Origin of the sequence: Acaryochloris marina S15, from assembly GCF_018336915.1 — a bacterium.
GTDB lineage: Bacteria > Cyanobacteriota > Cyanobacteriia > Thermosynechococcales > Thermosynechococcaceae > Acaryochloris > Acaryochloris marina_A.
Map to the genome: position 1 here is coordinate 1,673,625 of NZ_CP064923.1, position 17,608 is coordinate 1,691,232.

General features: G+C 47.7%; 17 protein-coding genes. 9 read left to right on the plus strand and 8 right to left on the minus strand.

Annotated elements, in window-relative coordinates:
- Positions 1-460: 460 nt before the first annotated feature.
- Together I1H34_RS08380 and I1H34_RS08385 are read left to right on the plus strand one after the other, a co-directional pair.
- Positions 461-2,215, plus strand: a complete 1,755-nt coding sequence (locus I1H34_RS08380) for a serine/threonine-protein kinase (protein WP_212665198.1) — start codon at positions 461-463, stop codon at positions 2,213-2,215.
- Positions 2,216-2,434: 219 nt separating this feature from the next.
- Positions 2,435-3,094, plus strand: coding sequence for a TVP38/TMEM64 family protein (locus I1H34_RS08385; protein ID WP_212665199.1), 660 nt, complete (start codon positions 2,435-2,437; stop codon positions 3,092-3,094).
- Between the two features lie 43 nt (positions 3,095-3,137).
- On the opposite strand, the gene I1H34_RS08390 is transcribed toward I1H34_RS08385, so the two are convergent.
- Positions 3,138-3,746 carry a hypothetical protein gene (locus tag I1H34_RS08390; protein WP_212665200.1) on the minus strand — a complete coding sequence of 203 codons (609 nt, stop codon included), beginning with the start codon at positions 3,744-3,746 and terminating at the stop codon, positions 3,138-3,140.
- Between I1H34_RS08390 and I1H34_RS08395 the strand changes: the two genes are divergently transcribed.
- Entirely contained in the window at positions 3,746-3,925 is a 180-nt protein-coding gene (locus I1H34_RS08395; RefSeq protein WP_212665201.1) for a hypothetical protein, read from the plus strand. The two genes, I1H34_RS08390 and I1H34_RS08395, sit on opposite strands and share 1 nt — an antisense overlap.
- On the opposite strand, the gene I1H34_RS08400 is transcribed toward I1H34_RS08395, so the two are convergent.
- The 3 genes from I1H34_RS08400 to I1H34_RS08410 all read right to left on the minus strand — a co-directional run bounded on the left by I1H34_RS08400 (position 3,920) and on the right by I1H34_RS08410 (position 7,491).
- On the minus strand, positions 3,920-4,552 hold the full coding sequence (locus tag I1H34_RS08400) for a Vat family streptogramin A O-acetyltransferase (protein ID WP_212665202.1): 633 nt from the start codon (positions 4,550-4,552) through the stop codon (positions 3,920-3,922). The two genes, I1H34_RS08395 and I1H34_RS08400, sit on opposite strands and share 6 nt — an antisense overlap.
- 5 nt (positions 4,553-4,557) lie before the next feature.
- Positions 4,558-5,400 (minus strand): DUF547 domain-containing protein, encoded by an 843-nt coding sequence (locus I1H34_RS08405; RefSeq protein ID WP_212665203.1) that lies wholly within the window; start codon positions 5,398-5,400, stop codon positions 4,558-4,560.
- A 63-nt stretch (positions 5,401-5,463) separates the two neighbouring features.
- On the minus strand, positions 5,464-7,491 hold the full coding sequence (locus I1H34_RS08410; protein ID WP_212665204.1) for a glycosyltransferase family 2 protein: 2,028 nt from the start codon (positions 7,489-7,491) through the stop codon (positions 5,464-5,466).
- 114 nt (positions 7,492-7,605) lie between these two features.
- Here I1H34_RS08410 and I1H34_RS08415 point away from each other — a divergent pair, with 114 nt between their 5' ends.
- Entirely contained in the window at positions 7,606-8,067 is a 462-nt protein-coding gene (locus tag I1H34_RS08415) for a hypothetical protein (protein ID WP_212665205.1), read from the plus strand.
- 28 nt (positions 8,068-8,095) lie between these two features.
- Here I1H34_RS08415 and I1H34_RS08420 read toward each other — a convergent pair whose 3' ends face one another.
- Positions 8,096-9,331: a PAS domain-containing sensor histidine kinase gene (locus I1H34_RS08420; protein WP_212665206.1), complete on the minus strand. Its 1,236-nt coding sequence runs from the start codon at positions 9,329-9,331 to the stop codon at positions 8,096-8,098.
- A gap of 184 nt (positions 9,332-9,515) precedes the next feature.
- Here I1H34_RS08420 and I1H34_RS08425 point away from each other — a divergent pair, with 184 nt between their 5' ends.
- The 5 genes from I1H34_RS08425 to cynS all read left to right on the plus strand — a co-directional run bounded on the left by I1H34_RS08425 (position 9,516) and on the right by cynS (position 14,500).
- Entirely contained in the window at positions 9,516-10,295 is a 780-nt protein-coding gene (locus I1H34_RS08425; RefSeq protein WP_212665207.1) for a response regulator transcription factor, read from the plus strand.
- A gap of 344 nt (positions 10,296-10,639) precedes the next feature.
- On the plus strand, positions 10,640-12,280 hold the full coding sequence (locus tag I1H34_RS08430; RefSeq protein WP_249369926.1) for an ABC transporter substrate-binding protein: 1,641 nt from the start codon (positions 10,640-10,642) through the stop codon (positions 12,278-12,280).
- Positions 12,281-12,291: 11 nt separating this feature from the next.
- The gene (gene ntrB, locus I1H34_RS08435; RefSeq protein WP_212665208.1) at positions 12,292-13,122 is read left to right on the plus strand and encodes a nitrate ABC transporter permease; all 831 of its coding nucleotides are present in this window, start codon (positions 12,292-12,294) and stop codon (positions 13,120-13,122) included.
- Complete coding sequence (locus tag I1H34_RS08440; protein WP_212665209.1) at positions 13,119-13,994, plus strand: ABC transporter ATP-binding protein; 876 nt, start codon at positions 13,119-13,121, stop codon at positions 13,992-13,994. Before ntrB ends, I1H34_RS08440 begins: the two co-directional genes overlap by 4 nt.
- 62 nt (positions 13,995-14,056) lie before the next feature.
- Positions 14,057-14,500, plus strand: coding sequence for a cyanase (gene cynS / locus I1H34_RS08445; RefSeq protein ID WP_212665210.1), 444 nt, complete (start codon positions 14,057-14,059; stop codon positions 14,498-14,500).
- A 5-nt stretch (positions 14,501-14,505) separates the two neighbouring features.
- On the opposite strand, the gene purB is transcribed toward cynS, so the two are convergent.
- From purB to I1H34_RS08460, 3 genes are all read right to left on the minus strand, one after another.
- A complete protein-coding gene (gene purB, locus I1H34_RS08450; RefSeq protein ID WP_212665211.1) occupies positions 14,506-15,801 on the minus strand; it encodes an adenylosuccinate lyase in 1,296 nt (431 codons plus the stop codon).
- A gap of 122 nt (positions 15,802-15,923) precedes the next feature.
- On the minus strand, positions 15,924-16,118 hold the full coding sequence (locus I1H34_RS08455; RefSeq protein WP_212665212.1) for a hypothetical protein: 195 nt from the start codon (positions 16,116-16,118) through the stop codon (positions 15,924-15,926).
- A 72-nt stretch (positions 16,119-16,190) separates the two neighbouring features.
- A protein-coding gene (locus I1H34_RS08460) for an IS630 family transposase (RefSeq protein WP_212662369.1) occupies positions 16,191-17,065 on the minus strand; the annotation gives its coding sequence in 2 pieces (ribosomal slippage) (positions 16,191-16,733 and positions 16,736-17,065; 873 coding nt in all).
- Between the last annotated feature and the right edge of the window lie 543 nt (positions 17,066-17,608).

Here is a 17,608-nt window from a genome sequence, read left to right on the forward strand (position 1 = left end):
ATATGCCTGAATTTGGATGATGTGATGGCGATTTTTAATTGGGCTTCGCTGAGGGAGGCTGAGGGTAATCAATTTTTCACCTTATTCTCAATCATCGCTCTCACTTGAGAGGCCTGTTTTTTGCTATCCCATGATTGAGACGGCAACCATATCAATTTCAGTGCAAACGATAGGTCTTCAGGAGGCATTTCAACGCCATGCTCGGTGAGATTAATCTTTTCAGGCGATTTGCTAAGGGCCTAGATTTCTCAGTGACCACAGTCACCCCCCTATTTGATGATTGTCACTGAATTGATAAGCCAGTCGCTGTATATCTTATAGACACACCCCGCTATTTCAAAGGACAGGCAGATGAACCCAAAATTCTGGACGGTTTAAGGACAAAGGGCTGAAGTTTGCATTCAGCTTGTGTCGTGAGTGACCGATACCCCCAAAGAATTGCCTACTCTGGAAAACTCCCATGCTATTGAACAATCGCTTTCGCATCTTAAAACAACTGGCCAAAGGTGGTTTTGGCGCAACTTATTTGGCAGAAGATACCCACATGCTGTCCCGGCGTCACTGTGTGGTGAAGCAGTTACAGCCTGAGGTGCCTAACCAACACTGTTATGAGATTGCACTCAAAAAATTCAAAGAGGAAGCGGCGGTCCTTGAACAACTGAAGCATGATCAAATTCCTCAGCTGTATGGCTACTTTGAACAAGAGGAGCGCCTGTTTTTGATCCAGGAATGGATAGATGGGCCAACCTTAGGGGAAAAAGTCAGAGCTTTGGGACAGCTCTCGGCAGAAGAAGTTCAACAGATGCTGCTGCGAGTGCTGCCTGTTCTAGAATATCTGCATAATTTTAAAGTCATTCATCGGGATATTAAGCCAGATAACTTGATTTTGCGGCAGGTGGATAGTCGCCCTGTGCTGATCGACTTTGGTTCCATGAAGCGGCATCTTAAAACCCGCATCAGCTTTTCCGGCAGCGTTATAGATTCTGTGATCATTGGTACGGAGGGGTTTATGTCCCCTGAGCAAGCGGCCCAACGAACAGTCTATGCCAGTGATTTATACAGTTTGGGGATGACTGCAATCTATGCTCTGACGGCAAAGCTACCCGTGGAGATGGAATCTGACTACGAGACAGGCCAGTTCCGATGGCGACAATATGCGCCCCATGTGAGCGATCATTTAGCTGATATTTTGAACAAAGCGACAGAGTTCAGCCCTCAAGATCGCTTTAGCACAGCCACGGAAATGTTGGATGCGTTGACCCTGCAGAATGCCAATGCTGTCGCTACGATCATCTCTGAACGAACCATTCATCAACGACCCACAATATTAGATCAGGTTGAGCCGGAGCTTCCTAAAGCTGAAGCCGTGATTGCTCGCAAGGGGCTGAAGACGTTGGAGTTTTCACCTTCTGCGGTGATGACCTCTCTCATGGCGGGGGGGATTGGATTTGCGATCGCACTCAGTTTCCAAGGTCTAGGCCCTCAAGCCGTAAAAGCCAATCATGATCAGGACACCGGCAAGTCTTTGGTTCAAGCGGCCAATACTTTCTCTGTACAGGGGAAAAAGTTAGGCGCAATCCGTACTTTATTGAATGTGCCCACCACCTCTGATCATGCCCAAGAAGCCCGAGAGAAAGTGGCGAATCTAGTGCACCTGGAGCTGGGGCAAAGCATCGATCAACAATTGGATGTCATGAATTTGGAAAAGCCTCCTGGTAAGGCTAAGCGAAGTTTGGCGGGCATCGGAGTCTCTTATTTATCAGACGTTAAAACCAAGACCCAGATAGATAAAGTAAAAACAAAATTTGGCCATTCACCGATCAATACCTATAGTCCCCACTGGCCCATCTATCGTCAGCCGACGGATGCAGACTTAGTCGCCGATTCCAAGTCTTGGTATGACCCTTGGTTTGAACAGTATGATATTGCTCCCGGCATGACTCTGGAAGTGATGTATGGATGTAAGTCCAATAAGATCCTGCAAACCGCCGAATCCTTTGACCGCAGCAATGTTGATTCTGAGTTTATTAAGGCCCGCTTCAATCGAATCCTGCAAGGTAGCCGTCAAGAGGATATTCAAGTCTCCCAAGCGACCTTAAAGCAACTCACCAACCACACAGGTAAGGCCAGAACTGAGTCCTTCTCCACAGATCAAGTACGAGGCTGGATTATCAGCAATCAGGATCAGCTGATGATTGTCACCCGAGAGACATAATCGATTCCATTAATCGCGTTCTTGGAAAATGTGAGTTTCTAGCCAGTGAGGCTGAGATTGACTCAACCTTTGATCGCTAAGGTGAAGCTCAACTACCCTGCTCGTATTTTCTCGTCCGCTAAGGAGAAGTCGGCTCACTGTAGCCCCCCTAAGTGTGAAATATTAAGCAATAATTAAGCGAACTATTTTAGACTGTTGGCAATCTCAATCTTCATGGCCATGAACAAAATACTGAGCAGACTGATTAAATTCATCTTGATTATGGGGCTGGTGGTGGGCTTAATCTGGCTCATCCAACAATATGGAATGGAGAGAATCCGGGCCAACGTCGCTTATATGGGCGTATGGGCACCGATCGGCATTTTTGCCCTCCGCTTTATCAGTGTGGTGATTCCAGCTTTACCCAGTACCGCTTGGTCTCTATTAGCAGGGACTGTTCTAGAAAGCTTCTGGACTGCATTAATTACGGTAGTTTTAGCCGATTTAGTGGCCTGTAGCCTGGGGTTTTATCTGGCAAAACGATATGGTCGGAATTTGGTAGAGAAGCTGGTCGGTACCCGATTTATGGACAAGGTTGATAAAGTCAGCCAACGGCATTTGGAAAGTAATTTCTTTCTGCTAACGGGTTTTTTAATGACGGGATTATTTGACTTTGTCAGCTATGGTGCCGGTTTGACGACCACTAAATGGGTGCAGTTTTTTCCTGCTCTCTTCATTGGTGTGGTGATCTCCAATACGCCTGTAGTGGCTATTGGTAAGGGCATGTTTGCAGAAGGGAATGCTCGCTTGTTAGTCGTTGCTGCAGTGCTAGGAATTTTTTCGTTGGCGATATTGACGGGGTGGTTACAACGCCGCAATAGCAAGCCAGTTAAGGGATGACATCTAGATCAAAGATCGAAGAATATGTCAGGCCGGGCCTACCCTATACTTTCGCTTTATGCTCAAGAACCCGATAGATGGCTTTGAGAATACTATCTTCATCCTGACTAATTTTCTGATCGATTAAAGCAATCGTAATTGCTTTGGATAAGACAAAAGCGGCAATATCAGGCTCTAAATCTTCTAACAGGGGTTCAATCACAACAGGCACTTTAAGCGCAGATTGAATCTGAAGGACCATGTCTTCCTCCATACCCATTGAGACTAAACGCGGCTTTAGCTCAGTGCTTATAAAGGCGTTGTCAGGACTGCCTGCTCGAATAACGTAGGCTAATAAACGATGAACTTTGCCCTGCTGACTTTTGGACATCTTGGTATAGGTGAGTTCGGCTTCAGCGTTGGCGTCATGGCCTTGATTGATATTGGTCAGGATTTTCTGCCATTCACCTTCACTACATTGCTCGGGTTTATCAACTACTAACGATATCTGCACCTGACCATTGTTAGTCTTGAGGTGGGTGACACTGGCTTGAATTCCCAAGTACCCTAACCATTGGGAAATCATGCTAATGAGCTTATTGCTGGCAGAATGGGTCTGGGCGAGTAGCTGAACCTGAGTCCGGACAAGGGGTTGAACAAGACGATCAAGCATTGTTGATTTCTCTCAATTCTCTGGGGTTGGATAAAGCTATCTTTGGGCGAATTTTAACCCAGCTTGTCATCAGTTGTGGGGCCGCCCCATTACCGATCACTCAATCGACATTAACAGCTTATTTCAATACCTTTGTGAAGGCATACTTCTTAGAAATGCCCAAACGACGAGAATTATAGACATGAACGCAATGCAGTAATGTCTGCACCCACGATTTTCTCTAGATTGGCGGTAATTTTCTCCATATCCCAATTCCACCAAGCAATCTCTAGCAAGGCCTGAATGACTGTATCGGAGAAACGCTGGCGAATTACCTCGGCAGGATTACCCCCCACAATGGTGTAGGGTGAGACATCCTTGGTGACCACCGACTGGGCCGCGACAATTGCCCCATCGCCAATCGTGATACCGGGCATGATGACGGTTTCATACCCTATCCAAACATCATTGCCAATGACAGTATCTCCCTTGTAGGGATACTCGTTTCCTTGAGGGGTAAATTGTTGCCAGTCCTTGCCAAAGATCTCAAAAGGATAGGTCGAGAATCCGGACATCTTATGGTTCGCCCCATTCATGATGAACCGAATGCCCCGGGATAAAGCGCAGAACTTGCCAATGATGAGCTTGTCGCCGACAAAAGGAAAGTGATAGAGGACGTTTCGCTCGAAGTTCTCGGAGTCAATCGGGTCGTCGTAATAGGTGTAGTCGCCAATCATGATGTTGGGATTACTGACCGTATTTTTGATAAAGCAAACCTGAGGGAATCCCGCCATGGGGTGAGCCACATTGGGGTCAGGATAGTCCATGGTGCTTACTGCTTATTGAGAGACCAATCATAGCCTAGATAACCAACTTTATACCCGCCTGCTTTGAGATAGGCTTGGTCTTCAGAAGAAACGTAGTTGCTGATGAAATTCAGAACTGCTTTTTGCTTATCATCGCCACTGAACTGATCTTTGACTGCAAAGTTGGGCTTCCAATCATCGCCATACCAGTCAAAGATTTTAGACAAATAGACTTTGTTCTCTTGCCGATCAATGCGGAAACCGCTGTCAGGACGGGCCAACCATCTTTTGACCTGGTCTTCTAATTGAGCATCCACATTTTCGGCTGTGAAGGGCTCATTTCTCAGGGGCGGGCAGCTCTTGGCGGCACAAACTAGGGCTGCATGAATCCGAGGCTCATTGAAGGTGGGACGAATAATATCATGCTCGATATTGTTGAGGGTTTTGGATTCACCGGCAAGCTGGAATTTCTTGGAACTCCAGACCCCTGGAATATCTCGAATACTGGCTTTGAGGGGTTCTTGCTCAATGATGGCGAGTAAGGTCAGGGCATTATAAGCATTCATCAGGTATGCCAATTGCTGATTCTTGTCCCAGCCTTTGTACGTATTTGGGGTAACGGCAGCCAACTGAGCATAGTAGCGATCTAGCCCTCCCCGATTTTTTTGCAGTTCCTCGTAATTCACCCAGCCATCATCCGTGACGTATTGCGTCAGCAGCTTGGTATATTCATTGTTGCTAAACGGCTTATTGGTATCAATGGCAGCCTGAACAGGGATATCTTCGGCACCAATAAATGGTAGATTGGCGCAGCTCGAAAGCAGCAGTACACCTGGTAACAAAATAGAAAAGGGTTTTATTTTTTTCATGTCTATCTCCAGGCATCTCAAAAAAAACTATATGCTTCTATGAAGCCTGATGGAACTGAGAATTTACTGAGATGTCCCTGGGCTTGGATTAAAAAGTGTTTGGGAACGTCGAATATACCAGCTCCACAGCCATCCCAACACAAAGGGGGTCCATAGCCAAACCCGTTCACTGGTAGTCAATTGCCAGACACTGATACCTAAACTCTCTCGGTGGGGAAGGGCAAAATAGACAAAGGCCGATAGACTCACCAGACGTGTCCCCCAATTTCCACTGGCTACAGCAAAGGGGACGAGCCAAGTAAAGTACCAGCCATGAACCACAGGTGAGAGCAGAAGCAGGGTTCCTAGATAGCTTTCAGTATAGTCACCCACTTGGGTAGAGCGCCAGAGGAGAAAGAGGAGTGCGATCGCAAGGGGTATCAGCAAAATCGCATTGTGCCATTCTGGTGCCGATAACAGCGAGTCAATCGGTAAAAATTCAGCGCTGCGGCCTTTGGTCACAAACGAAGAACTCGTGGGAATGAGGGGACAGCTGGTTAGAGAGCAAAACGGTAAGGCACTGATCAGCATGGGTAAGACTGGCAACAGCACGGAGATGCTAGCCCATTTCCACGCTCGCTGTTTCACAAAGGTCCAGGTGACAAACGCAATGATAGGTAGAGAAATCCATTTGGTGGCAATACTCACTCCCAACAAGGCTAATCCAGCAATTGTTTTTGTGGCTCGACGAGGTTGAGTATCCAAACAAAGCCAAGCCCAGACCAAGGGCAGAATAAACCAGCTATCGTAGTGTGCCCCTCCAGCAAAGGAGTAAATGATCAGTGGATTCCAGGCATAGATAAGGGTTTTTAGAGAACCGAATCGGCGTTGCAGTAGCCAACAGGTCCCTAAATCTGCTGCCATAAAGGCTATTTTGAAGAGCAATGTAGAGGTAGCTATGGCCGCCAACCCTCTAAAGCCCAATTGAGTAATTGGGGGATAAATCGCGGAAATATCGGCATTATTGATCATCGACCACCATTCTGTGCGCAGTGGTACGAGTTCGGGGGCCGTGGGGGCGAATTCAAAGGGACTGATGCCCAAGTTCTGCAGGCGTCCTTCCCAGAGATAGCGCCAAATATCATTGCCGGGAGCCATGGCTAAAAGGATGCATCGAGTTGCGATCGCAACCATCCAAAACCACAACTTCGACACCTGAAGCAGTATCCAAGACACCACAAATCCCAATCCCATCACGCTGACCCCTCGCCACAAAGGAGGGACCATTCCCGGCTGGGTGAAATCTCCATAGGGAACGATCATGGTGCAGCCTGCGATCAGTAGAACAGCGCTGACCCACTGCCATGCGGGATGATTTCGTAGGGCTGACTTAGCAAAGAGCATCTGCAAATGCTGACCGTAGAGAAAAGCTAGGGTACTTAAAATAATGCTACCGGCCTGGACGCTTCCCTTAATCGTGCCGCTAATTTTGGATCGTCCGCCTTGGCGAGGGCGATAGCCTTGGGGAATTTCACAAGTGCGTAATTTTTGCTCTGCCGCCTTGGCCTGCATTTCGACTGTCCAGCCGAAGCCGCGATCTTGCATATTGAGTTGTTCCAGGCGGGCTCGGCGAATTAAGCGGAGAGGGCCTAAATCTTGAAAGGGATGACCCCAACCCCAGCGAATCAAGGTGGTGGCTAGGCCGTTTCCCCAATTTTGAACGGGTGTCATGGCAGAGCGACTGTCGGGACGGGCGCGGCGATTACCTAAAATTAAATCGTAATCCTGGCGCTCGGCAAAAAACTGTGGCAATACGGATAGATCATCGCTACCATCGCCATCACAAAATAGAATCCAGCCGATATGTTCGGGAATGTTCTGCATCCCTTGCCAGCAGGCTCTGCCATAACCAGGAATCGGTTCAGATACGACTTCGGCTCCGGCGGTATGGGCGGTATGGGCGGTGCGATCGCAACTACCGTTATCCACTACCCGGATCCGATGCAATCCCAAATTCTGCAACGAATGAATGACAGTCCCTATCGTTTCTTCCTCGTTTAAAACAGGAATAATGACCAGAATGTCATCAAAATTAGTGTCAGGAACCGTCATTCAGAAGTAGTTTTACAAAGCATGCACTATAGTTAGTCAACCTTAACAAGATTAAATTGAAGACCTGACTTAGCTGAGTGTTTGCTGAGAGCCTAATGAAAGTGCATCGTCACCATGATTATTAGCAAAAGAACGACCATCTTGCTTTGTACGGTCGTCGCAATATCTTGCACGAATAATGAAAGTCAGCCTCTAGTTGGCAACCGAGAGGAAGAGTCTCCTCCACAACCTACTGCTCCTGCATCTGGTTCACCAGGAATACCTGCAGGGGCTGGTTCATCTACTCCCCCTGCAAATCCACAGATTCAAACCCGTTCACCTGATCTGCCACACCGAACATCTTGTAATTATTTTGCAGGTAAAGCTTTAGCTGGCCAAGGGATTAATCTAGATGTTTGCTCCATTCAGCCTGGGAATTTAAGCCAAGTTCCTTTTGTCTACTATCTTGGCAACGATCGAGTGGAAAGCTCAGCGAACTGTTTAGACCAAACGTGGACGACCTATCCAGAGACTCAGGTCCATACCCCTCAATCTGGGGCAACAGAGAAGATGCTAACCCGAGCTTGCCAAGGATAACCCCCTTTCTCTGGAGCGACTGCTTCGATCAAGCACAAGGTAAACGGACGGCAAAAGTGGTGCCTATGCCAATCTGGCTATTCAAAGTGATGGTGCCCTGCAGTAACTCCACAAACTGTTTAACAATACTCAATCCCAAACCGGTGCCTGGGACATTGCTCACATTCTTGCCACGATAAAACGGATCAAAGATCAGGGACCGATCCTCGGGAGGAACTCCCATCCCTTGGTCAGAAATTTGAAAGGTGATGAAAGCTTTGCGGCGGGAAACTTTGAATTGGATAACCCCATTGTCAGGGGAGTAACGAATGGCATTTTGCAGAATATTGGTCAAAATAGAACGCAGCAACTGTATATCCATTGCAGTGACTAATTGGCGATGACGGCAGTTCAGCACCACTACATGATGGGGGGTCATGGATTGAACTTCAGCCACTAACGCTTGGCAGAAAGGGACCAGATCGAGTTCTGCCGATTTCACCTCTATCCGTCTAGCGTCAATCTTGCCGATGACTAAGATGTCATCAATCATCTCTGTCATCCGTTCCACATTTTCTGTAATTCCTGCCAAATACTCAGATTTCTGCCCAGCTGTTAACTGGGAGTCATAGCGATCTAGAGATGAAATTGACAGGGAAATATTGTTCAAGGGGTTGCGAAACTCGTGACAGACCATTGCCACAAATCGTGATTTCAATTCACTCAGCTCTTGCAGTTGTTGATTAACCTGCACTAATTCTGCTGTGCGCTCTCGGACCTTTGACTCTAAGACCTCATTAGTTTGTTTTAAGACCGATTCAGCCCATTGACGCTGGGTGATATCTCGAAATGTCACGACTGCCCCAATCAGTTGGCCATGCTCGTCATGGATGGGTGTGCTGATATATTCCACCGGAAAGCTTGTGCCATCCCGACGCCAAAAGACCTCATTGGTGACCCGATAGACCTTCCCATCTCGAAAGGCTGCGTAGATGGGACAGGCCTCTCTTGGATAATGGCTCCCATTCGGGTGGGAATGATGGAGTACCGCATGCATCGGTTGACCGATTAGCTCCGGAATGGGCCAGTCAATCATTTTGGCTGCTGCAGGATTAACGAAAGTGACATTGCCCTGAATGTCCAGACCATATACTCCTTCACCAATAGAATTGAGGATTAGCTGATGTTGTTGGCGAAGGGTCTCTAATGCTGGATCGCTGGGCACAGAGGTGGGGATTAAGGGATGGGCTGTCACCAGAGATGGACTGGGAAGAGATTGGGGCATGAAGGTACCAGGCAGGTTCAGAAATCAGCACTCATCCGCATCTTCGGTCGGTCCCCTGACTCAAGACTGTATTCCAGGACACTACTCAGGGACTGGCAACAACGTACAGATTTAAGCAGGGAGTAGCTTTAGACCTGACAATCTAACCTGGAGAAATGCCCTGTCCCTAAGGGGTATAGCCATCATGCATAAAGTCCTCATCATTGAAGATGAAACGCAAACTCGCAATTTATTTTTGAATTGCCTGAAGTTTGAAGGGTTTGAAGCCCTTGGCGCTGATAATGGGGCGTTGGGGGTCCAACTCGCCCAACAACATCATCCTGAACTAATCGTTTGCGACATTATGATGCCGGATATGGATGGGTATCAGGTGCTATCTACATTGCGGCAACATCCCGTCACATCGACCATACCGTTTATTTTCCTAACGGCTAAAGTGACAATGCCAGAATTACGGCAGGGTATGACTTTAGGGGCTGATGATTATTTAACTAAGCCCTGTACGATTGATGATTTTTTGACTGCGATCGCAACCCGTCTCCAAAGACAGGCAGAGCTGCAACATCAGCCTGCCTCTGATTCTCAATCTGCCGTCGACCCATCCGGATTAGAGCGAATTTTCCCCAATTGTCCCAAACTGAATTCTGTCTTCGACTTTATTGAAGCGAACTACCACCAACCCTTACACCTCAAAGATGTGGCAAAAGTAGCCGGGTATTCTCCAGCCTATCTCACCCACCTGATGCAAACTCAAACAGGTCGCACTTTCAAACAGTGGCTTGTGGAGCGACGGATGAGTGAAGCTCGGATTCTATTGCTGCAGACCAAACAGTCCATTAAAAAAATAGCTATTTCCCTCGGGTACGCAGATCCGGGCTATTTCAACCGCCAATTTCGGCAACATCATGGCGCTTCCCCCCACGGGTGGCGGCGACAATCCCATATTGAGTCCTCTTTGATTTAAACAAAGATCTAAAGAAAATCCTATTGACTTCTAAAGTATGTCCACATTTTAGATCTAGGTTCATTGGTAAGCTCATAGATAAGCCGTAAAACCAGGCGTTAAATATTAGTAAATCTCTCTTTTTTGCCAAAAATATATAGAAAATATGGATTAAAATCTTCGATATTTGTGATTTTAGTTCATTCTCCCTATTTGCCTGAAATGTATGTAAATAGGGAATTTTTGATTTTTATATTCATGGAATTAAATATTTTTCTTTAATTTATTTAAGGTATAAATCATTACAAAAAAATATTTTCAGGTGATTTAATTTAGGATTATTCAACGACTGGGTTTAAACAACCATGGTGGTAGCAACAACCAATAATCCCCCCTCAAAATGGAACAACCTAAAGGCTCAGCGAGAGAGTGTTAATCAAGGTCCTCCCATCTGTCAAACCTGTGGAGGGGTACACTTCACCCGAGATCACTGGCAACACCTAGAAACCATGCCCAGCGATCCAGTGGAAATGATTGATGATCTCGTGAAAATGGGCTTGTATAAGCCGGATGCTTTTACCATTGCCCAATCCATCAGCCACGCAGAACTCCGCAAGCAATTATTCTTAAAATCAGCCTGTAAAGGAGACTCCAAAAGAGAGCGATTAGTCGGTGACTTAATCCAATTGGCAGGCGGGCTAGATCAGGCTTTTGCGGCTGCCTTTGGACCGAAAGCCGGAGAATTTTTTCGGGATGCCCAACGAACCAGTAGCGTTACCCGCCGAGAATTTTTGCGAAATATAGCGGTAGGGGCTGCTCTAGTCTCCCTCACTAACTGTGCCCCTGGAGGAGATAAGCCCGATATTGGGGACACCAATGTAGACCCAGACTTAACGGCCAAGTTGGAAAAGAAAGACTTAAAAATTGGCTTTATTCCCATTACCTGTGCCACGCCGATTATTATGTCGGAACCCCTAGGGTTTTATAAAAAGCACGGCATGAGTGCCAAAGTGGTCAAAATGCCGAGTTGGGGGGCGGTGCGAGATTCTGCGATCGCAGGTGAACTCGATGCGTATCACATGCTGGCTCCCATGCCCATTGCTATGACTCTCGGCTTAGGCTCTAGTGCCTTTGGGATCAAGCTTGCCAGTATCGAAAATATCAACGGCCAAGCGATTACGATTTCCAATCGTCACAAAGGGAAAGTTAAAGGCCCCGCTGATTTTAAGGGGTTTGTGCTGGGAGTGCCGTTTCCCTACTCCATGCATAACCTATTGCTGCGCTACTACTTGGCGACAGGCGGACTCGACCCCGATAAAGACGTCCAGATCCGCCCAGTTCCGCCTCCTGACAGCATTGCCCAATTGGTGGCCGGGGATATTGATGGCTACTTAATGCCAGACCCCTTCAACCAGCGAGCGGTGTACGAGGGAGAAGGATTTATCCATAAATTGACAAAGGATCTATGGCCCAATCATCCCTGCTGTGCCTTTGCTGCTAGTGACGCTTGGATTAGCGAGAACCCCAACACCTTCCGCGCTTTGAATAAATCCATTATTGAGGCCGCCGGGTATGCCAGCCAGCAAAGTAATCGCCCTGCAATTGCCAAAGCGATCTCTTCTCGGGCGTTTCTCAATCAACCGACAGAAGTTGTAGAAGCGGTCTTGACAGGCAAGTTTGAGGATGGCAACGGTCAAACCTTGGATATTCCCGATCGGATCGGCTTTGACCCCTATCCCTGGCAGAGTTTTGCCAACTGGATTTCTTCCCAGCTGGTGCGATGGGATTTGCAGGGAGACGGTAAGTCCAAAACTGCTATTGATGGCAAGTATGACGAAGTGGGTAAAGATGTTTTCCTCACGGATATTGCTCGCGAACTAGCGACAGAGCTAGGGCAGACTCCTCCCGAAGAAATCTATAAAACCGAAACCTTAGCCTTTGACGAATTTGATCCGGCAAATCCCGCCCAATACGTGGAAGAGCAAATCAAAAAATATAATGTTTAATTCAAAAAATAATGGCTGTTAGTCCGCATCAACGCCCCAAAAAGCTGCCCACCCCAGGCCTTTCTGAAAACGTTCAGGCCCTCTTGATTTCACTTCTATCCCTGGGGCTATTTCTAGTCTTTTGGGAGGTGGGAGCCAATGCCAAGATCTTTTCCAAGGGCATGCCCAATGCCACGGAGACCATTGGCGAACTGTGGTTTTGGATCTCAGATCCCTTCTTTGACAATGGTCCTAATGATTTAGGAATTGGCTGGAATTTGCTGACCAGTCTGCGTCGGGTGGCGATTGGCTATACCTTGGCTTCCATCATTGCTGTTCCTCTCGGGATCTTGTTGGGGATGTCGCGAGTTGCTGCAAAGGCCTTTAATCCCTTTGTGCAGCTGCTTAAGCCCGTTTCTCCCTTAGCCTGGTTACCCTTGGGGCTCTATATTTTTCGTAATTCCGAAAATACAGGCGTTTTTATTATCCTGATTAGCAGTATTTGGCCAACCCTGGTGAATACCGTATTTGGGGTTGCCAATGTCAGTCCTGAGTATTTGGATGTCTCGAAAACCTTAGGAGCATCTAAACTGCGGACCGTCTTCAAGGTGATTATCCCTGCAGCTTTACCCAATATTATTTCCGGTCTGCGCATTAGCATGGGCATTGCTTGGCTGGTGATTGTTGCTGCCGAGATGTTGCTTGGCTCTGGGGTAGGCTATTTCGTCTGGAATGAATGGAATAACCTGTCGATTGCCAATATTTTGGTGGCCATTTTTATTATTGGCCTTGTAGGCATTATCTTGGACCAAATCTTTGCGTTTCTAGAAAATTTAGTCTCCTTTGGGCGGCAAACATCATGATCACTTCTTCTCCGGTTGATATGGAAACGTCCACCAGCGTCCAACTGAGTTTGCGGGATGTCTCTAAAGTCTTTCCGGCCAAAGGGGGAATGCTATTCTCCAAGCGCGAGGCGACCTCGAGCTTTGTCGCCATTGAAGACATCAGTTTAGACATCGAGCACAACACCTTTGTCACCATTATTGGGCCATCGGGTTGTGGTAAATCCACCCTTCTCAATATCATCGCCGGACTGAGTACGGCAACGTCTGGCTCGGTTGATCTGGATGGCCAACCCATCCTTGGCCCTGGTCCTGATCGAGGCATGGTATTCCAAAACTATGCCCTGATGCCATGGATGACGGTAGAGGAAAATATTCGGTTTGCGGTGGAAACAGTGTATCCCAAGCTGGAAAAACAGCGACTGAAGGGGATTGTGCGGGAAAATATTGCCCGAGTGGGGTTGGAAGGGGCTGAAAAAAAGCATCCCCATGAATTATCGGGTGGGATGCGGCAGCGGGTCGGTATTGCTCGGGCTTTGGCCATCGACCCCAAAATCCTGCTGATGGATGAACCCTTTGGTGCTTTAGATGCCCTAACGAGAGGCTTCCTGCAAGAAGAGGTGGAGCGGATTTGGGAACAGGACCGGAAAACGGTGATCATGATTACCCACAGCATTGAGGAGGCCCTGCTGCTGTCCGATCAGATCGTGATGATGACTCGGGGACCGGCAGCCAAAATCGATGAGGTTTTACAGGTGCCATTCCCTCGTCCTCGCAACCGTTTAGAGGTGGAGCAGCATCCTGCCTACCACGAACTGAAGGCAGAAATGGAAGCTCATCTTTACCGTGAAACGCGGTTTGTAGAACAGAACCGGATCAAGGCCAAAGCCTAGCCTTTAGCCCATCCCTATTTAATTTTCGACTGCAAATTTTTTATTTTGGAGACCCCATTCCTATGGTCATTGCTGACATTACTGAGAAACTTTTAGCGGCAAAGAAAGCCAAAGGCATTTCCTTTGAAGACTTAGAAAAAGTCTTGGGTTGTGATGAAACCTGGATTGCCTCGGTGATTTATCGACAGGCCAGTGCTTCTGCTGAAGAAGCAGAGAAAATTGTCACGACCTTAGGCTTGCCTGCAGAGCTGGCGGAACCTCTGACGGTCCCACCCATGAAAGGATCCTTAGAGCCTGTCATCCCTACGGACCCTTTAGTCTATCGATTCTACGAAATCATGCAGGTCTATGGAGTGCCTGTTAAAGCCGTGATTCATGAGAAATTCGGCGATGGCATTATGAGCGCCATCGATTTCTCCATTGAGGTGGATAAGGTGGAAGATCCAAAGGGCGATCGCGTCCAGGTAACCATGTGTGGCAAGTTCTTGCCCTACAAGAAGTGGTAAATCCCCTAGATATCCAATCGCTGATAAACCTGGTCTAGGTTTTGGAGGTGGCGACTGGGGTCAAAGCAGTGATCCAGTTCCTCAGCTGAGAGTAGCTTTTGCACCTGTGGGTCTTGGCTGAGGGCGGCTTTAAAGTCGCCCCCTTCTTTGTTCCAGGCCTGGTGAGCAAGGGTTTGGACAATGGCGTAGGCATCTTCACGAACCATGCCTTTATCCACTAGCGCCAATAGAACGCTCTGGCTAAAGATGACGCCACCATAGAGGTTCATATTCCGCTTCATATTTTCGGGATAGACCTGTAAGTGCTTCACCAAGTCGGTGATTTCCACCAACATAAAGTGGGTCAAGATAGCTGCATCGGGAATCACGACCCGCTCCGCCGAACTATGAGAAATATCCCGTTCGTGCCAGAGGGCCACATTCTCCAGCCCCGTCATGGCATAGCCGCGAACGACTCGGGCGAGTCCCGTGAGGCGTTCAGACCGAATGGGGTTGCGTTTGTGGGGCATGGCCGAAGATCCCTTTTGCCCCTTAGAAAAGAATTCTTCCACTTCCAGCACATCAGTCCGCTGGAGATTTCGAATTTCTACGGCAAATCGTTCAATAGAAGCAGCCACTAAAGCCAAGGCATTGAGATAGAAGGCATGGCGGTCGCGGGAAATCACCTGGGTGGAGGCTGCCTCGGGCTGTAGCCCCAATTTTTGGCAGGTGAGACATTCAATCTGGGGGTCGATATTGGCATAGGTGCCAACGGCACCCGAGATTTGGCCAACTGCCACTTCTTTTTGCGCTGCGAGCAGGCGATCGCGATGCCGCATCATTTCAGCTAACCACCCCGCCAGCTTAAATCCTAGGGTAATCGGCTCGGCATGAATCCCGTGGCTACGCCCCACCATTACGGTTTGCCGGTGCTGTTGGGCTTGGTAGCGAATGGCTTGAATTAGGTTTTCGAGTTGGGGTAGCAAGATATCGAGGCTAGACACCATTTGCAGGGCAATGGCTGTATCCAACACATCGGAGCTAGTCATGCCCAAATGGATATAACGCCCGGCTTCACCGACGTACTCATTAACGTTGGTCAAGAACGCAATCACGTCATGCTTGACTTCTGCTTCAATTTCCAGAATGCGCTTGACGTCAAAATTGGCTTTGGCTTTGATCGTTGCTACGGCATCGGCAGGAATTTTTCCCAGTTCTGCCTGAGCCTCACAAACGGCAATCTCCACCTGCAACCAGGTTCTGAACTTATTCTCGTCTGTCCACAGATCGCCCATTTCGGGCAAGGTATACCGTTCGATCAATGTACTGCCTAGATTTCAACTGAACTATTGTACGCTGCCTTGCTATTCTCTAGCGGTTTTTAATCTGCAAAGTTAGAGCGAAAGGATTGGAGAAAACCAGAGGGAGGAAGGACGTTCAGTCTTTAACTTAAATTGTCCTGTAATTTAGCGAGTAATTCTGCGTAGGCATCCCTGGCTTCTCGAAAGGTAGTGTCAGAATGAGCGGAACGAAATGCTTTGATAGCTTTCGCTTCGTGCTGGTTCTGCACTGCTTGAATAAATTCAACTGGTACCGAGCGTCCGCTTTTAGACCCAGATTTGGATGTGCTGGGTTCCATAATCCCCAATCCAGTGTTCGCGGGAAACTTCCCCAACGCTCCCGTTCGTAATTATAGCAGTCGCCACTCTAATTAGGACGCTAGGTACAACACATGTTCCATTGCTTCTCTAAGTGAACCGAAGTGCTCTAATTGGTGTCTAATTCGACTTTTAATCCAAGCCCACGACCGTTCAATCTTATTCAAATCAGGAGAATAGGGTGGCAAGTACCACACTTCACATCCTGCGGCTTCTACCAGTTGCTCAATTCGCCCTCCCTTATGGAAGGTGGCATTATCAATGACTAACTTCTGCCCCGGTTTGAGCATCGGTATCAAACAAGTCTCAAGCCAAATTTCAAATACGGTGCGATTGCAAGCCCCTTCAATCGTGAACGGGGCCATGAGCTGCTTTCCTCTCAAAGCTGCAATCATATTGACTCGTCCACTTCTGCTACCAGACTTTAAAGCATAGACCCGCTCACCTTTGGGACCATAGCCATAGTCATACTCATCTCGATTGTCCATCCCTGACTCGTCAGCATAGACGATATCGTCTGGGTCTACTGTTGTTAACTTTTGGACGAACTCAGCCCGTTTGTGCTCATCACGTTGGCGGTAGCCATAGGTCTTTTTTTTCGAGTAAATCCAATATTCTTCAGCGCTCTTGAAATAGTACGCTCACTGATTTGCCCCTCCCACAACTCGGCCATCTGAGCTTGGGTTTTATAGCGATGTTCTTGAGCAAAAGCTCGAAACTTATCCCAGTCTGTGATTTTGTGGCTATGGCCAAGGTGTTGTCTAGGGATGGGATGAAGATCACCTGTTTCTGCTTTGAGACGTTGCCATAGATTAATGGTGTTACGACTGATATGAAAGGTGTCACTCGCTTCTGAGGGAGGCATGCCATCAAGTTCAATAGCATCGATCACTTTGCAACGTAAATCGTAGCTGTAGATTTTAGGCATCCATTGAAAGACATAACAGTATCTCTAGTTTATTATGTCCTGAATAAAATGGCGCTTGCTATACATACAAATCCTCTGATTCGATCTAGTTCAAGATATCGGCATGACTGACATTTTGAGGGGACATAAACTTTACTGGTGTAGTAGGGCGTATCCACCAAAACAGGATTTGTGGGGCCTTTAATGGGGCAAGGGCCATGATCGAGGGCCAGGTATCCCTGTACTTGCTCTATCGCCCGTGTACACCCGCCCTCAAAGAGATGATCACAACTTCGACATTTTTGGGGAATTGCCCCCCACATGCAATGGCAGTATGGGACGGGGTCAACTGAGCCTGGGACAGTACAACGTGGAAAAGCAGTTCTAAACATTTTTCAGAATCTCTTCTATGCCTATCAACACAGCACTCTTGATGACTTTTTCGCCAATGATCATGATCTGAGTGAAGGAAAATGCTCATCCAATCTAGCAATAGACTTAGGACGTAATCCTAGCCTTTAAAAAGCTCTGTTCAGCTTTGGCTGGTTTGCATCAAAGGGGTAA

What these genes read in the sequence shown, in the direction of transcription:
- I1H34_RS08385 (WP_212665199.1), top strand. Translation starts at nt 2,435, where the DNA reads ATGAACAAAATACTGAGCAGACTGATTAAATTCATCTTGATTATGGGG.
- I1H34_RS08425 (WP_212665207.1), top strand. Translation starts at nt 9,516, where the DNA reads ATGCATAAAGTCCTCATCATTGAAGATGAAACGCAAACTCGCAATTTA.
- I1H34_RS08420 (WP_212665206.1), bottom strand. Translation starts at nt 9,331, where the DNA reads ATGCCCCAATCTCTTCCCAGTCCATCTCTGGTGACAGCCCATCCCTTA.
- I1H34_RS08415 (WP_212665205.1), top strand. Translation starts at nt 7,606, where the DNA reads ATGATTATTAGCAAAAGAACGACCATCTTGCTTTGTACGGTCGTCGCA.
- I1H34_RS08390 (WP_212665200.1), bottom strand. Translation starts at nt 3,746, where the DNA reads ATGCTTGATCGTCTTGTTCAACCCCTTGTCCGGACTCAGGTTCAGCTA.
- cynS (WP_212665210.1), top strand. Translation starts at nt 14,057, where the DNA reads ATGGTCATTGCTGACATTACTGAGAAACTTTTAGCGGCAAAGAAAGCC.
- I1H34_RS08405 (WP_212665203.1), bottom strand. Translation starts at nt 5,400, where the DNA reads ATGAAAAAAATAAAACCCTTTTCTATTTTGTTACCAGGTGTACTGCTG.
- I1H34_RS08380 (WP_212665198.1), top strand. Translation starts at nt 461, where the DNA reads ATGCTATTGAACAATCGCTTTCGCATCTTAAAACAACTGGCCAAAGGT.
- I1H34_RS08410 (WP_212665204.1), bottom strand. Translation starts at nt 7,491, where the DNA reads ATGACGGTTCCTGACACTAATTTTGATGACATTCTGGTCATTATTCCT.
- ntrB (WP_212665208.1), top strand. Translation starts at nt 12,292, where the DNA reads ATGGCTGTTAGTCCGCATCAACGCCCCAAAAAGCTGCCCACCCCAGGC.
- I1H34_RS08440 (WP_212665209.1), top strand. Translation starts at nt 13,119, where the DNA reads ATGATCACTTCTTCTCCGGTTGATATGGAAACGTCCACCAGCGTCCAA.
- I1H34_RS08430 (WP_249369926.1), top strand. Translation starts at nt 10,640, where the DNA reads ATGGTGGTAGCAACAACCAATAATCCCCCCTCAAAATGGAACAACCTA.
- I1H34_RS08455 (WP_212665212.1), bottom strand. Translation starts at nt 16,118, where the DNA reads ATGGAACCCAGCACATCCAAATCTGGGTCTAAAAGCGGACGCTCGGTA.
- I1H34_RS08400 (WP_212665202.1), bottom strand. Translation starts at nt 4,552, where the DNA reads ATGGACTATCCTGACCCCAATGTGGCTCACCCCATGGCGGGATTCCCT.